The sequence below is a fragment of the Microbacterium sp. NPDC089190 genome (assembly GCF_040701795.1).
In the GTDB taxonomy this organism is placed as follows: domain Bacteria; phylum Actinomycetota; class Actinomycetes; order Actinomycetales; family Microbacteriaceae; genus Microbacterium; species Microbacterium galbum.
The window spans coordinates 606,154-621,735 of record NZ_JBFBHF010000001.1 but is presented as its reverse complement, the minus strand read 5'-3'; the positions used below and the strand labels follow the sequence as shown (position 1 = coordinate 621,735).

The window sequence follows — 15,582 nt, the reverse complement described above, 5'->3', positions numbered from 1 at the left end:
GGCTCGCCCGCCGCGCCGCACGGTCCTGACCCGTGCCGCGCCGCGGGGCGAGCCCTGGAATCGACGCCCCTCCCGTTCTTGGCGCGCGGGAGGGGCGTCGGTGCGTTCGAGGGAGCCGCGGCCCCACGCCGCTGCTCACACGAGCAGCTGGTGCTTCGCCAGGTCGCGGTACAGGGGAGTGGATGCCACCAGCTCGCTGTGCGTGCCCTGGCCGACGACGCGGCCGTTCTCGAGCACCACGATGAGGTCGCTGTCCACGACCGTCGACAGGCGGTGCGCGATGACGAGCAGCGTGCGCCCGGTCGCCACGGCGTCGATCGCCTCGCGCATGCGCTGTTCGTTCACGCCGTCGAGTGACGACGTCGACTCGTCCAGCAGCAGGACCGGGGGAGCGGCGAGCAGCGCACGGGCGATCGCGAGGCGCTGACGTTCTCCGCCCGACAGCATCACGCCGTCTTCGCCGACGGGGGCGTCGACGCCGAGCGGGTTGCGCTCGAGCACCTCGCCGAGGTTCACGGCCTGCAGCACGCGCTCGCAGTCGGCGTCGGTCGCGTCGGGAGAGGACAGACGCAGGTTGTCGGCGATGGTTCCGGCCAGGGTCGGGGCGTCCTGCTCGACGTAGCCGAAGCGGGCGCGCAGGTCGTCGCGCGGAAGGTCGCGGGCGTCGATGCCGTCGACGAGGATCTCCCCGTCCGTGGGGTCGTAGAAGCGCTCGACGAGCGAGAGGATCGTGCTCTTGCCCGCCCCCGACGGCCCGACCAGAGCGACGCGCGCGCCGCGCGGCACGGTGAACGACACTCCGCGCAGCACGTCGCGGTCGGTCTCGGGAGCCGGCGCCTCGCTCGGGGCGGCGTCCAGGTGCACCTCGGCGAGCACCGATCGGGCCTCCTTCGCCGCCGCCTCCCGTGCCCGGACGACGTGGTCGGGATAGCGGAAGCGCACGTCGCGGAACGCGATCGCCGCGGCATCCGGAACCGTCGCCGCCGACGTCGGTCGATCGCCGTCGTCTTCGAGCGGAAGGTCGAGCACCTCCTGGATGCGCCCCAGCGCGCCGAGGGCCTGGTTCACCGACGTGATGGCTCCGATCGCCGAGGCGAGCGGCTGCACGAGCAGGAACAGGAAGATCACGAACGTCACCAGCGAGGCGACGTCGATGGCCCCGGATGCCACGCGGTACCCGCCGACACCGAGCACGACGAGCAACGACACCTGCAGGGCGACGAAGGCGATCGGCACGATCAGCGCCGACACGCGGGCGATGCGCACTCCCGCGTCGTAGGCGGCGGTCGCGCTCTCCGTCACGGCGGTGGTCTCACGCTCGGTCGCGCCGGATGCGCGGATGGTGCGGACCGACCCGACCGCGCGCTCCACACCGGACGACAGCTCGCCGACCTTCTCCTGCTGGATCGCGGATGCCGCGCGGATGCGCGTGCTGAGGAGCACCACGATGCCGAGCGACGCTCCGACGACCACGACGATGAGCACCAGCAGCAGGGGGTCGATGAACGCCATCGCGATGACGGCGCCGAGCAGGATCAGCGCGTTGCCCACGGCATCCGCGAAGCCCTGCGTCAGCACGGCGTACAGGAGCGTGGTGTCGGTGCCCACGCGCGAGACGAGGTCGCCCGTGCGACGCGCGTCGAACTCGCTGATGGGCAGGCGCAGGATGCGCGCGATCAGCCGGCGCCGCGAGGAGTACACCACCGCGGTGCCGGTGCGCTGGAGCAGATAGTGCTGGAAGCCCGAGATCACCGACGACAGCACGACGAACGCGACCAGCAGCCAGACGAGGGCGCCGAGCGGGATGCTGTTCTGCACGCGCGTGATGACCTGACCGACCAGCAGCGGCTGGGCGAGCGTCGCCCCCGCCCCGAGGACGCTGAGGACTGCGACCACAGCGAGCGTGCGCTTGTGCTCGAGCAGGAACGGCAGCAGCTGACGGAACGACGCGCGCGGACCTTCGGGGGTGCGGCGGCCGCGCCGACCGCGCGCGAGAGCGGGTGAAGACATGCTCATCCTCGGGAAAGGGATCGGGGTACTTCGACCGTACCTTCCGCGGCTGTGCGCTTCGCCCCCGCGAGGCGTGATGGGGGAGAACTCGGTGGGGGCCCCGGGTGGGGAGGAGTGCAGCGCCCGTCCGCGCCGACGAGGCGGAGGGCCCATCGCGGCGGAACGGTCCTTCGGCGCACACCTCCGGCGAAGGCGGCCCCTCCGGCCCGTCACGACCCATCGGTGCCGGATGAGCAGGAGTCCCGCGCCGGGAACGACGGATGCCACGAGGCCGAGGCCCCGTGGCATCCGTCGTCGAGAACTCCGCGTTACGGTGCGGTCGCTCCGGCGGCGATGTTGTCGTCGTAGTCGACGTCCTTCGTCTCGGGCGAGAGCACGAGGGCGACGAGGGTCAGCACACCCATCGCCGACAGGTAGACGCCCACCAGCCAGGGGTTGCCGTCACCGGCGGCCCACAGCGCGACGGCGACGATGGGTGCGAGCGCCGCGCCCAGGATCGACGAGACGTTGTACGAGATGGCCGAACCCGTGTAGCGCGTGTTCGTGGGGAACAGCTCGGGCAGCACGGCACCCATGGGGCCGAACGTCGAGCCCATGAGCAGGAACCCGATGATGAGGAACGCCTGCACGTACACGTGGGTCAGCGTCGCGTCGGCCTGCGGGAGCAGGAAGAACGCGAAGGTCAGACCGAACACGATGATCGCCGCGGTCACCACGATGAGCAGGCGCTTGCGACCGAAGCGGTCGGCGAGCGGCCCGGACAACATCGTGAAGACGCCGAAGAACACTACGCCGATGATCTGCATGATGACGAAGTCGGTGTAGCCGAAGCCCAGGCCCGGAACGTAGGCGGCGGCGTCGAAGGCGGTTCCGGCCTTCTCCGCGGCGGCCGCCGCGCCCTCGGCGGTCGGCTTGGTGCCGTACGACAGCGTGAAGCTGGTCATGAGGTAGAAGAGCACGTAGGTCGCCAGCATGATGAACGTGCCGAGGATCAGCTGCTTCCAGTTGCGGCGGATGACCTCGCCGAGCGGGAACTTGCGGATCACGCCGCTCTTCTCGGCCTTCGAGAACGACTCGCTCTCGACGAGCCGCAGGCGCACCCAGAGGCCCACGATGACCATGACGGCCGAGAAGAGGAACGGCACGCGCCAGCCCCACGCGAGGAACTCCGCGGAGCGCTGCGCCGTGCCGTCGGGGTGCGGCAGGGCGAAGTTGATGATGAGGAAGATGCCGTTGGCGATGATGAAGCCGATGGGGGCGCCCAGCTGGGGGAACGTGCCGAACAGGGCGCGCTTGCCCTTCGGAGCGTTCTCGGTCGCCACGAGCGCCGCGCCCGACCACTCGCCGCCGAGGGCGAAGCCCTGCGCGAGGCGCATGATGAGCAGCAGGATCGCCGCCCACACACCGATCTCGTTGAAGGTCGGCAGCAGACCGATGAGGAAGGTCGCGACGCCCATCGTCAGCAGGGATGCCACGAGGGTCGCCTTGCGGCCGAAGCGGTCGCCGAAGTGGCCGAAGACGACGGCACCGAGGGGACGCGCAACCATGGCGGCGCCGAAGACGCTGAACGACAGCAGCAGCGAGGTGGTCTCGTTGCCGGTCGGGAAGAAGAGGATCGGGAAGACGAGCACGGCCGCGGTCGCGTACGCGTAGAAGTCGTAGAACTCGATCGTGGTGCCGATGAGGCTCGCGGTGATGACGCGCGAACGCGGATTGGCCGGGGCCGAGGCCGAACGGGTGGAGGGGGATGACGTGGTCATGACTGCCTGACGGGAAGATTCTTCGTTCGCGTCCGGGGTGGGGCGCAGCGGTGGCACGCAGCGGTCACGGGGGTGGTGGTGAGAGAGCGCGCGGGCGGGGGCACCGGCGACGTCCCCGAGTGAGGGGCGTCTAGACCCTCCAGTCTATGCGCGCGCTGAACGTGCCCCGTCCCGCAGGCAGGTCGCGCGAGACCGCGGAAGTCGTCAGCGCCAGATGACCGCGAGGCCCGCGTTGAGCAGAGCCAGGATGCCGATGGGCCAGAAGATCGCGGGGGAGAGCGAGCCCGTGCGCTTCTGACGTGCGGACCCGATGCCCAGCAGCGCGCCGATCACGAGCAGGACGACGAGCTTGATGCCGATTTTGGCGTAATTGAGGTCGTGGTCCAGGCCCCACGGCGCCGACAGAGCGAGGCCCGTGATGAGGGAGATCACGAGCGCGTAGTTCATCAGCGGCGTCACGCGCACGCGCCGGGAGACCGCCTCGACGACCCAGGCCCCGAAGAGGATCGCGAAGCCGACGAGGTGGACGAGGACGACGACGTTCCGCAGGATCTCCATACCCGTCAGGGTAGGGACGGCGCGGGTGCGCCGCCAGCAAGGCGGTCCTCACCCCGCGCGCGGTCCTGACCGAGCCCTACGCGTGGCCCGTAAGCCCTGCGCGTGGCCCGTGAGCCCCGCGCGTGGCCCGTGAGCCCTGCGCGTGGCCCGTGAGCCCCGCGCGCGGTCCCTGAGCCCCGCGCGCGGTCGCTGAGCTCGTCGAAGGGCCCGCCCCCGACCCGCGGACCCCCGTTGGCTTCGACAGGCTCAGCCACTTCCGTCCCGCCCCGCGAACGAGAACGGGCCCGGCGACCGCAGTGGTCGCCGGGCCCGTGATCAGACCGTCTCAGCCGCGCAGCTCCCGCAGCACGAGGGCGGTGCGGATCGCCGCGTCCGCGGCCTCCTCGCCCTTGTCCTCCTTGGAGCCCTCGAGCCCCGCGCGGTCCAGCCCCTGCTGCTCGTCGTCGAGGGTGAGCACGCCGAAACCGACGGGCTTGCCCGTGTCGAGCGCGACGCGCGTCAGTCCGTCGGTCGCGGCCGACGAGACGAAGTCGAAGTGCGGGGTCCCGCCGCGGATGATCACGCCCAGCGCCACCACGGCGTCCGCCCCGGCGTCGAGGGCCGCCTTGGCGGCCACGGGCAGCTCGAACGACCCCGGCACGCGCACGACGCGGTAGGTCGCGCCGGTGGCATCCAGCACGCGCTCCGCTCCGGCGATGAGGCCGTTCGTGATGACCTCGTGCCAAGTACCGGCGATGACGACGACGTTCAGTCCCGACGCGTCGACGCCGCCGGTCTCGGGTGCTCCACTGCCGGCCATCAGGCGCTCTCTTCCTTCATGTGCGCGAGGGCGTCGCGCAGGTCGTCCTCGGCGATGATGTGACCCATCCGGTCGCGCTTCGTCTCGAGGTACTGGTGGTTGTTGGGGCCGACGCCCACGAGCAGGGGGACCTGCTCGACGACGTCGAGGCCGAAGCCGCGCAGCTGCGCGACCTTGTCGGTGTTGTTCGTCAGCAGGCGCACCTTCTCGACGCCGAGGTCGGTCAGGATGCCGGCGGCGGCGGCGTAGTCGCGCGCGTCGGCGGGGAGGCCCAGGGCGAGGTTGGCATCCACCGTATCCATGCCGCGCTCCTGCAGGTTGTACGCGCGCAGCTTGTTGATGAGGCCGATGCCGCGGCCCTCGTGACCGCGCATGTAGATGACGATGCCGCCGTCGCGATCGATCGTGTCGAGTGCCGCCTCGAGCTGCGGTCCGCACTCGCACTTCAGCGAGCCGAACGCCTCGCCGGTCAGGCACTCCGAGTGCACGCGCACGAGGGGCGCCTCTTCGGTCAGGTCGCCCGAGACGACAGCCAGGTGGTCGGTGCCGGTGACGCGGTCCTTGTACGCGAGGAAGCGGAACGTGCCGTGCGAGGTGGGCACATTGGATTCGGCGCGCAGGCTCACGCGACGCCTCGGCGCCGCCGTGGCGGGCAGAGGGTCGGTGTCGTTCAGGTGGGCGATGAGCTGCTCGATCGTGATCACCGGGATGCCGTCGCGCTCGCCGAGCTCGAACAGTCCGGGCAGGCGCATCATGCTGCCGTCCTCGGCGACGACCTCGGCGATCGCACCGACGGGCTCGAGCCCCGCGAGGCGCATGAGATCGACGGCGGCCTCCGTGTGCCCCGCGCGCTCGCGCACGCCGCCGTCCACCGCGCGCAGGGGGAGCACGTGTCCGGGCCGGATCAGGCTCGACGGCTCGGAGTCGGGTGCAGCGAGCACGTTGAGGGTGCGCGCGCGGTCGGCGGCGCTGATGCCGGTGGTGACCCCGGATGCCGCGTCGACGCTGACCGTGTAGGCGGTGCCGCGGGCGTCCTGGTTGACCTCGACCATCGGGGGCAGGTCGAGGCGGTCGGCCCACTCGGCGGGCATGGGCGCGCAGACGTAGCCGCTCGACCAGCGGACGGTCCAGGCGAGCCACTCGGGTGTCGCGAGCTGGGCCGAGATGATGACGTCGCCCTCGTTCTCGCGGTTCTCGTCGTCGGCGACCAGGATCGGTCGGCCCTGACGGAGAGCCTCCAGGGCCTCGGGGATGGTGGACAGGCTCATTCGGAGCCCCTCTCGGTCTGTGCGGCGGTCGCCGCGGGGTTCTCTGTCGTGCGGAAGGCGAGCATGCGCTGCACATGACGGGCCAGGATGTCGGTCTCGAGGTTGACGGGCGTTCCGGCCTCGGCGCGTCCGAGGGTCGTGGCCTCGAGGGTCTCGGGGATGAGCGAGACCTCCAGCCACGGCTCGGGCTCGGAGGCTGCGCTCACGGCGCTGACGGTCAGCGAGACGCCGTCGATCGCGATCGAGCCCTTGTCGACGACGAGCGGGGCGAGGGGGGCCGGGATGCCGATGCGTACGACGCTCCACTGCGCGCCGGGTCGCACCTCGCGCACGACGCCCGTGCCGTCGATGTGGCCCTGCACGATGTGCCCGCCCAGGCGACCGTGGGCGGCGGTGGCCCGTTCGAGGTTCACGGCGCGACCGGGGGCCACATCGGCGAGGGTCGACATGTCGAGGGTCTGCTTCATCACATCGGCGGTGAACCAGTCGTCGCCCTGGTCGACGACGGTGAGGCACACGCCGCTGACCGAGATCGAGTCGCCGTGACCGGCGTCCGACACCGACAGGGGGGCGCGCAGTGTCAGACGCACGCCGTCGCCCGACGGCTCGACGGCGGTGACGGCGCCGATCTCTTCGACGATTCCGGTGAACATCAGGCGTCTCCTTCGTTCTCGCCCGCGGCCGCGGGCACAGTCTCGGGGCTTCGGGGTCCGGCCTCGGCCGGGCGGGCGACGATGAGCAGATCGTCGCCGAGGGGAGTGACGGATGCCACCACCAGCCGTTTGGCCGCGCCGATGCTCGGCACTCCCACATCGCCCAGCGCCAGGCGCGAGCCGCCGAGCAGCACGGGGGCGACGTAGACGAGCAGTTCATCGACGAGACCCTCGCGCACGAACGCGCTCGCGAGGGTCGGTCCGCCCTCGACGAAGACGCGCTGCACGCCCCGCTCGGCGAGATCGGCGAGCACCGCGTGCAGATCGTGCGTCGTGTAGAACAAGGGGTCTCGCGGATGGCGGCGCACGGCCGCATCCGGTGCCGTCTCACTCTCACCGATGATGACCGGCATCGGCTGATCCGCGAGGAGCGAACCGTCGTCGTCCCGGGCGGTCAGGGCGGGGTCGTCGGTGCGCACGGTGCCGGTTCCGGCGACGATCGCGTCGGCCGCCGCGCGGCGGGCGTGCACGTCGCGGCGGGCGTCGGGCCCGGTGATCCACTGGCTCGTGCCGTCGTCGGCCGCGGCGCGGCCGTCGAGGCTCTGGGCCCACTTGACCGTGACGCGCGGGCGGCCGGTGCGCTGCAGGTGGGTCCAATCGCGCACGAGCGCCTCTGCGGCATCCGCCTCGGGTCCCGACTCGACGTCGACGCCGGCCGTACGCAGCCGGTCGGCTCCTCCGGACGCGGCATCGGTCGGGTCGTCGAGCGCGTAGACCACGCGAGCGACGCCCGCCTCGATGAGAGCGAGGGCGCACGGACCGGTGCGACCGGTGTGATTGCACGGCTCGAGGGTCACGACGGCGGTGGCGCCGCGGGCGGCGCCGGGCGCGAGCTGGGAGAGGGCGTCGACTTCGGCGTGCGCCGTGCCGGCGCCGCGATGGAAGCCCTCCGCGAGGATCTCGCCGGCGGGGGACAGGATGACGGCGCCCACCTGCGGGTTGAGCCCGCGCGGGCCGCGCCGGGCGAGCTGCAGCGCTCGCCGCATGGCGTCGATCTCGACGGCGGATGCCATTTCCCTGTCCTTCCCGCGCCGTCGGGGCAGGGCCAGCGGGAAGGCGCGACGCGCCGTCCGTGCTGCCTCCTATCCGGACTAGCGAGGGGAGACCCCCGCATCACCGTCGGTCCCGGAATTCCACCGGATCGGCCCCACCGCCATGGGCGGAAGGGTTCGCGGACTATCACCGCCGGTTCGGATTCTCACCGACCCCGGAGCACGTTGTTTGCTCTTCGAAGTGTAGTCAACGCGGGGTTTGCGGTTTCATTCCCCGACTTCTGACGACGTTTTCCGGTATCCCGCGCGGCGATGACGGGGCGGATGCGGGCCTCGATCGCGGTGGCACCGGCGTTGCGCGCACGGGCAGCGTCGTGGAAGGCCCCGGAGTGGCAACGCGCCCGCGCGTGCGCTCCGGTCGGTCGGCGGCCCTCGCGCCGCGGTCTCACTTCAGCAGGCGCGACAACCGCCGGTCGGCCAGCAGTTTGCCGCCGGTCTGACAGGTGGGGCAGTACTCGAGCGAGTTGTCGGCGAAGAAGACGCTGCGCACCTCGTCGCCGCACACGGGGCACGCCTCGCCGCGCCGCCCGTGCACGCGCATGCCCCGCCGCTTGGCATCCTTCAATTCGGCGGGCGGCTTGCCGCGCGCGGCCTCGACCGCTTCTGTGAGCGTCGTCGTCATCGCGGAGAACAGGCGATCGACCTCGTCGTCCGCGAGGGTCGCCGCGAGCGCATAGGGCGACATCTTCGCCGCGTGCAGGATCTCGTCGGAGTACGCATTGCCGACGCCCGCGATGACCGACTGGTCGCGCAGCACGCCCTTGATCTGCGTGCGGCGGCCGATGAGGAGCGCGCCGAAGGCCTGGCGGTCGAAGCCTTCGCTCAGCGGGTCGGGGCCGAGGCGGGCGATACCCGGGACGTCGTCGGGGGAGCGGACCGCGTACACGGCCAGCGACTTCTTCGTGCCCGCCTCGGTGAGGTCGAAGCCCGACCCGTCGTCGAAGCCGACGCGCAGGGCGATCGGGGTCTTGCCGGGCTTGATGATCGTCGCCGGAAGCGTGTCGTACCACCGCAGCCATCCCGCCTTGGCGAGATGGAAGACGAGGTGGATGCCGGCATCGGTCGTGAGGTCGACGAACTTGCCGTGCCGCCGGGCGTCGATCACTGCGGAGCCCACGAGCGCCGACAGCGGCGGGTCGAACGTCTTGAGCGCGTTGATCGCCGACACGGTGGCCTTGTCGATGCGCAGCCCCGTGACGCGATCGCGCAGGAACTCGACGAGCCCCTCGACCTCAGGCATCTCCGGCATGCGCCCATGCTGCCACGCACCTCCGACATCGGGGACGGGCCTTGCGCCCTAGCCGAGCACCGCCCACGACCGCGGCGGGGGGCGTCGTCGTGCGGCAGCTCGCCCGAGGCGGCAGCACCCGGGCGGAACGACGACGCCCGCACGACTCGCGGAGAGTCGCACGGGCGTCGAACGGAACGGATCAGCCGCGGCGGAGCAGGCCGATGCGGTCGTACACGTCGGAGAGGGTCTTCTCGGCGACGGATGCCGCCTTCCCGGCGTTGACGGCCAGCACGCGGTCGAGCTCGGCGGGGTCGTCGAGCAGCTCGAGGGCGCGCGTGCGCACCGGCTCGAACTCGTTCACGACCACCTCGGCCAGGCCCTTCTTGAAGTCGCCGTACCCGCGGCCGGCGTACTCGTCCTCGATCGCGGTGATCTCGCGGCCGGTCAGAGCCGAGTAGATCACGAGCAGATTCGAGACGCCCGGCTTCTCGTCGCGGTCGAAGCGCACCGCACCCTCGGAGTCGGTGACGGCGCGCATGATCTTCTTCGCGCTGACCTTGGGGTCGTCGAGCAGCCACAGCACGCCCGCGTCGGACTCGGCCGACTTCGACATCTTCGAGGTCGGGTTCTGCAGGTCGTAGATGCGGGCGGTCTCGCGTTGGATCACGGGCTTGGGAATCGTGAAGGTCTCGCCGAAGCGCTGGTTGAAGCGCTCGGCGAGGTCGCGCGTGAGCTCGATGTGCTGCTTCTGATCGTCGCCGACGGGCACGACGTCGGTCTGGTAGAGCAGGATGTCGGCGGCCATCAGCACCGGATAGGTGAAGAGGCCGACGTTGGTGGCATCCGTGCCGTAGCGCGCCGACTTGTCCTTGAACTGCGTCATGCGCCCGGCCTCGCCGAAGCCCGTGAGGGTCGAGAGCACCCACTGCAGCTCTGCGTGGGCGGGCACGTGCGACTGCACGTACAGCGTCGAGCGGGAGGGCTCGATGCCCGCGGCGATGTACTGGGCGGCGGTGCGGCGGGTCTTCTCCCGACGCTCGGCGGGGTCGCCGGGCTGGGTGAGGGCGTGCAGGTCGACGACGGAGAAGAACGCGTCGTACTGATCCTGCAGGTCGCGCCACTGCAGCAGGGCCCCGATGTAGTTACCGATCTGGAGGCTGTCGGCGGAGGGCTGCATTCCGGAGTAGAGGCGCTCGGTGGTCACCGTACGATCCTAGGCGCCGCGCTGCGCGGCGGTGGTCGCCGGCTCAGCGCCCGAGCGTGTAGTCCACGACGACGGGGGAGTGGTCGCTCCATCGCGTGTCGTACGACGGCGCGCGGTCGACGTGGTACGCCGTGACCCGCTCGGCGAGCTCAGGGGTGGCGACGTGGTAATCGATGCGCCAGCCGCTGTCGGTGTCGAACGCCTTCCCCCGCATCGACCAGAACGTGTACGGACCGTCGACCTCGCCCATGACGCGGCGGCCGACGTCGACCCAGCCCAGGCCCGTGCCGGTCGAGCCGTCGACGGCCTCGACCTGCTCGCCCGCGGGGCCGAAGAAGCGATCGAAGTACGCACGCTCGCGCGGGAGGAAGCCGGCGTTCTTGCGGTTGCCCCGCCAGTTCTTGATGTCGAGCTCGCGGTGGCCGACATTCAGGTCGCCGGTGACGAGAGCCAGTTCGCGCTCGGCCTTCAGCGCGGCGAGGCGCTGCTCCATGGCATCCAGGAACAACCACTTGGCGTCTTGCTTCGGGGTGTCGACCTCGCCGCTGTGCACGTAGGCGCTGACGATGGTGAGGGTCTCGCCGTCGATGTCGAAGTCGGTCTCGATCCAGCGGCCCGACGCGTCGAGCGGCTCGGGACCGAGGTGCGTGCGGGTCTCGACGCCGGGGAGGCGGCTGATGATCGCGACGCCGGCGCGCCCCTTCGCGAGCGCCTCGTCGTTGACGATCTCCCAGCCGGGAAGGGCCTCGGCGAGCTGCTCGGCGGAGGCGCGGACCTCTTGCAGGGTGACGATGTCGGCGCCGGAGGCGTCGAGCCACTCGACCATGCCCTTGCGGACGGCGGCACGGATGCCATTGACGTTGACGGAGACGATACGCACGGAACGAGCCACCCGACGAGCCTAACCGCGACCTCCGACATCCCTCCGGGCTGGACAGCCGCCCGCGGTCCTCAGTCGAGGACGAGCGTCGTGCGCCGTGGGGCCGGCACGTCGGCCTCGGCACGGGCGAGCACCTTCTCGGCCGCCGCGAGCCGTCGGCGTGCGCGCCATCGCCAGGGCCAGCGCGCCAGCGCCAGCGCCTTCTCCGCCTCGCGCACCCCCACCTGCGCGGCGATGACGAGCGCCGCCTGCTCCATCGCCCGGCGGTCCTCGGGGGAGCGCAGGGGGACGTCGCGATCGCCCGCGGCCACGGCGATCCAGGCGGCCGACACGAGGATGACGATGCCGATGAACCGGAACCACAGCAGGAAGCCGATGAGCACTGTGAAGGTCGCCAGGAGCGGGTTCGACGGCGTGTACACGAACAGGAACCCGGCGCCGACCTGCAGCACCACGATGCCCGTCGCCCCGACGACGGCTCCCGGCCAGGCGCGGCGCCACGACAGCGTCGTCCCCGTCAGGAAACGGAACAGCGAGGCGAGCGCCACCGTGTTGATGCCGAACGCGACGACGAGCGACACCAGACGTGCGCCGATCGACCAACCGAGGGTTTCGCGGTCCCAGCCGATGAGGCCGAAGATCAGGTCGACGGCACCGGTCGTGACCGACCCCAGCAGGGCGCCCACGAGCAGAGAGACCCCGAAGAGCACGGATGCCACGAAGTCGCGCGCCTTGAGCATGACGTAGTTGCGCAGGTCGAAGGGCAGGCCGAAGGTGTCGCGCACGGCGCGCCGGGTGAACGTGACGAACCCGATCGCGGTCCACACGACCACGACGACGGCCACGATGCCGGTGATGGTCAGCAGACGTCCGCTCTCCTGGGCGACGGCCTCGACCTGGTCGCGGTCGACGAGGCCGTTCTTGCTGATCAGGCCCGGGATGTAGCTGTTGATGATGCGGATGAGACCGTCGATCGCGGCGGTGCTGCCGCCCAGCCAGATCCCCACGCCCGCGAACGCGAGATAGAGCGCCGAGAACACCGCGAAGAGTCCCTGGTAGCTCATCCCCGCGGCGAGCAGGAACCCGTTGTGCCGCAGGAAGTGCCGCCACACCCGGATCGGGAACCACTGCGCGATCTTCGCCGCGCGCGCGATCGGCTGATCCAGCCGCTCCCGCACGGCGACCTGCGCTGCTTCGAACCTGTTGCGCAGGGACGGGTCGTCGTCGCGCACCGCGGGCAGCGGTCGCGGGTCGGCGTGCGTCTCGGTCACCCGTCGAGCCTAATGAATGGATGCCGAGGCCTCGGCGGCCCCCGGGCCACGGCATCCGCCCGCCCCTGCGTGAGTCGCCAGGATCTGTCGCTTCCGCGGGCATCGACGCGACCATTTCCGGCGACTCACGCGAGAGAGGGTCGCCGCGAACGCCGAACGGCGGGTCCGCCTGCGCGCACCCGCCGTTCGAGAGGGGAGGGGTCAGCGACCGCCGCGGAGGACGGCCTGCTTGACCTCGGCGATGGCCTTGGTGACCTCGATGCCACGGGGGCACGCCTCGGTGCAGTTGAAGGTGGTGCGGCAGCGCCACACGCCCTCTTTGTCGTTGAGGATGTCGAGGCGCACGTCGCCCGCGTCGTCGCGCGAGTCGAAGATGAAGCGGTGCGCGTTGACGATCGCAGCGGGGCCGAAGTACTGCCCGTCGGTCCAGAACACGGGGCACGACGAGGTGCACGCGGCGCACAGGATGCACTTCGTGGTGTCGTCGAAGACCTCGCGGTCGACGATCGACTGCACCCGCTCCTTGCCCGCCTCGGGCTTCGAGTTCGAGATCAGGAAGGGCTGCACCTCGCGGTAGGAGGCGAAGAACGGCTCCATGTCGACGATGAGGTCCTTCTCGAGGGGGAGACCCTTGATCGCCTCGACGTAGATCGGCTGCGAGATGTCGAGATCCTTGATCAGGGTCTTGCAGGCGAGGCGGTTGCGACCGTTGATGCGCATGGCATCCGAACCGCAGATGCCGTGCGCGCACGAGCGGCGGAACGACAGCGAGCCGTCGACCTCCCACTTGATCTTGTGCAGGGCGTCGAGCACGCGGTCGGTGGAGTACAACTCCACGTCGTAGTCGACCCAGCGCGGCTCGTCGTCGACCTCGGGGTCGAAGCGGCGGATGTTGAAGGTGACGAGGAACGACTGGATGCCGGTGTCCTCAGGAGTCTGCTCGACCTCTTCCGAGGTGTCGACCTGCTCGATGACGGTGGATGCCATCTCAGTACTTCCTCTCCAGCGGCGGGTAGCGCAGCTCCCCGGCCTCGTTCTTGGTGAAGACCACGGGCTTCCAGCCGAGTTCGATGTGGTCGGCGGGGTGCGACGAGTGGGGGTCGCCCGACAGGTACGCCATGGTGTGCTGCATGTAGTTCTCGTCGTCGCGCGTCGGGAAGTCGTCGCGCATGTGACCGCCGCGGCTCTCCTCGCGGTTCTGCGCCGAGTAGACGACGACCTCGGCGAGGTCGAGCAGGAAGCCCAGTTCGACGGCCTCGAGCAGGTCGGTGTTGAAGCGCCTGCCCTTGTCGTCGACGTGGATGTTCTTGTAGCGCTCGCGGAGGTCCGCGATCACGTCCATGACGTGCGCGAGGGACTCGTGCGTGCGGAACACCTGCGCGCCCTTGTCCATCTCGTCCTGCAGCGTCTTGCGCAGCACCGCGATGCGCTCGGTGCCGCTGTTGTTGCGCAGGCCCTCGATGAGGCCGCGCACCTCGGCGGCGGGGTCTTCGGGCAGCGGAACGAAGTCGGCGGTCTTGACGTACTCGACGGCGTTGCGACCGGCGCGCTTGCCGAAGACGTTGATGTCGAGCAGCGAGTTGGTGCCCAGGCGGTTCGAGCCGTGCACCGAGACGCACGCGCACTCGCCGGCCGCGTAGAGGCCCGGCACGACCGTGTCGTTGTCGGCGAGCACCTCGGCCTTGATGTTGGTCGGGATGCCGCCCATCGCGTAGTGCGCGGTCGGCATGACCGGGACCGGCTCGACGACCGGGTCGACGCCCAGGTAGGTGCGGGCGAACTCGGTGATGTCGGGGAGCTTGGTCTCCAGCACCTCGGCGCCCAGGTGGGTGCAGTCCAGCAGCACGTAGTCGCGGTGGGGACCCGCGCCGCGGCCCTCGGCCACCTCCTGGACCATGCAGCGGGCGACGATGTCGCGGGGCGCGAGGTCTTTGATGGTGGGGGCGTAGCGCTCCATGAAGCGCTCACCGCTGGCGTTGCGCAGGATCGCGCCCTCACCGCGGGCACCTTCGGTCAGCAGGATGCCGAGACCGGCGAGACCGGTCGGGTGGAACTGGAAGAACTCCATGTCCTCCAGCGGCAGGCCCTTGCGCCAGACGATGCCGACGCCGTCGCCGGTGAGGGTGTGGGCGTTGGAGGTGGTCTTGAAGATCTTGCCGAAGCCGCCGGTGGCGAAGACCACGGCCTTGGACTGGAACACGTGCAGTTCGCCGGTGGCGAGGTCGTAGGCGACGACGCCGGCGACCTGCGTCTTGCCCGCGGCATCCTTCACCGTGATGAGGTCGAGCACGTAGAACTCGTTGAAGAAGTTGATGCCGAGCTTCACGCAGTTCTGGAACAGCGTCTGCAGGATCATGTGGCCGGTGCGGTCGGCCGCGTAGCACGCGCGGCGCACGGGCGTCTTGCCGTGGTCGGCCGTGTGACCGCCGAAGCGGCGCTGGTCGATCTTGCCCTCGGGCGTGCGGTTGAAGGGCAGGCCCATGTTCTCGAGGTCGATGACGGCGTCGATGGCCTCTTTGGCGAGGATCTCCGCGGCATCTTGGTCGACGAGGTAGTCGCCGCCCTTGATGGTGTCGAAGGTGTGCCACTCCCAGGAGTCCTCTTCGACGTTCGCGAGCGCGGCCGCCATGCCGCCCTGCGCCGCACCGGTGTGCGAGCGCGTGGGGTAGAGCTTCGAGATGACGGCGGTCTTCGCGCCGGGGCCGGCCTCGATGGCCGCGCGCATTCCTGCGCCGCCCGCGCCGACGATGACGACGTCGAACTGGTGGTAGTGGACGCCGTCTTTGACGATCGAGTCCGAGCTGGTCTGAGTGCTCACGTGTGCGATACCTCTGCT

13 protein-coding genes are annotated in these 15,582 nt (G+C 70.5%); all 13 read right to left on the bottom strand.

The genetic code is table 11. The features are described 5' to 3' along the window. Positions 1–135 precede the first annotated feature (135 nt). The gene (locus AB0230_RS03115; RefSeq protein WP_315993391.1) at positions 136–2,010 is read right to left on the bottom strand and encodes an ABC transporter ATP-binding protein; all 1,875 of its coding nucleotides are present in this window, start codon (positions 2,008–2,010) and stop codon (positions 136–138) included. A gap of 308 nt (positions 2,011–2,318) precedes the next feature. Next, positions 2,319–3,770: an MFS transporter gene (locus tag AB0230_RS03110; protein ID WP_315993390.1), complete on the bottom strand. Its 1,452-nt coding sequence runs from the start codon at positions 3,768–3,770 to the stop codon at positions 2,319–2,321. A gap of 204 nt (positions 3,771–3,974) precedes the next feature. Beyond that, positions 3,975–4,328 carry a Fe-S protein gene (locus AB0230_RS03105; RefSeq protein ID WP_315993389.1) on the bottom strand — a complete coding sequence of 118 codons (354 nt, stop codon included), beginning with the start codon at positions 4,326–4,328 and terminating at the stop codon, positions 3,975–3,977. A 325-nt stretch (positions 4,329–4,653) separates the two neighbouring features. Continuing rightward, complete coding sequence (gene ribH / locus AB0230_RS03100; RefSeq protein WP_315993388.1) at positions 4,654–5,127, bottom strand: 6,7-dimethyl-8-ribityllumazine synthase; 474 nt, start codon at positions 5,125–5,127, stop codon at positions 4,654–4,656. Continuing rightward, positions 5,127–6,395 (bottom strand): GTP cyclohydrolase II, encoded by a 1,269-nt coding sequence (gene ribA / locus AB0230_RS03095; protein ID WP_315993387.1) that lies wholly within the window; start codon positions 6,393–6,395, stop codon positions 5,127–5,129. Before ribA ends, ribH begins: the two co-directional genes overlap by 1 nt. Further along, positions 6,392–7,048, bottom strand: a complete 657-nt coding sequence (locus tag AB0230_RS03090) for a riboflavin synthase (protein WP_315993386.1) — start codon at positions 7,046–7,048, stop codon at positions 6,392–6,394. Before AB0230_RS03090 ends, ribA begins: the two co-directional genes overlap by 4 nt. Continuing rightward, positions 7,048–8,121 (bottom strand): bifunctional diaminohydroxyphosphoribosylaminopyrimidine deaminase/5-amino-6-(5-phosphoribosylamino)uracil reductase RibD, encoded by a 1,074-nt coding sequence (gene ribD, locus AB0230_RS03085; protein ID WP_366373904.1) that lies wholly within the window; start codon positions 8,119–8,121, stop codon positions 7,048–7,050. The genes AB0230_RS03090 and ribD overlap by 1 nt, the downstream gene beginning before the upstream one ends. A 424-nt stretch (positions 8,122–8,545) precedes the next feature. Then, on the bottom strand, positions 8,546–9,409 hold the full coding sequence (locus AB0230_RS03080) for a DNA-formamidopyrimidine glycosylase family protein (RefSeq protein WP_315993384.1): 864 nt from the start codon (positions 9,407–9,409) through the stop codon (positions 8,546–8,548). A 181-nt stretch (positions 9,410–9,590) separates the two neighbouring features. After that, positions 9,591–10,595, bottom strand: coding sequence for a tryptophan--tRNA ligase (trpS, locus tag AB0230_RS03075; RefSeq protein WP_363393216.1), 1,005 nt, complete (start codon positions 10,593–10,595; stop codon positions 9,591–9,593). Between the two features lie 43 nt (positions 10,596–10,638). Further along, positions 10,639–11,487, bottom strand: a complete 849-nt coding sequence (locus tag AB0230_RS03070) for an exodeoxyribonuclease III (protein ID WP_366373901.1) — start codon at positions 11,485–11,487, stop codon at positions 10,639–10,641. 59 nt (positions 11,488–11,546) lie between these two features. After that, on the bottom strand, positions 11,547–12,746 hold the full coding sequence (locus AB0230_RS03065; protein WP_363393210.1) for a YihY/virulence factor BrkB family protein: 1,200 nt from the start codon (positions 12,744–12,746) through the stop codon (positions 11,547–11,549). 201 nt (positions 12,747–12,947) lie between these two features. Beyond that, a complete protein-coding gene (locus tag AB0230_RS03060; RefSeq protein WP_116536175.1) occupies positions 12,948–13,733 on the bottom strand; it encodes a succinate dehydrogenase iron-sulfur subunit in 786 nt (261 codons plus the stop codon). 1 nt (position 13,734) lies between these two features. Beyond that, positions 13,735–15,564 carry a succinate dehydrogenase flavoprotein subunit gene (gene sdhA, locus AB0230_RS03055; protein ID WP_315993380.1) on the bottom strand — a complete coding sequence of 610 codons (1,830 nt, stop codon included), beginning with the start codon at positions 15,562–15,564 and terminating at the stop codon, positions 13,735–13,737. Positions 15,565–15,582: the final 18 nt, after the last annotated feature.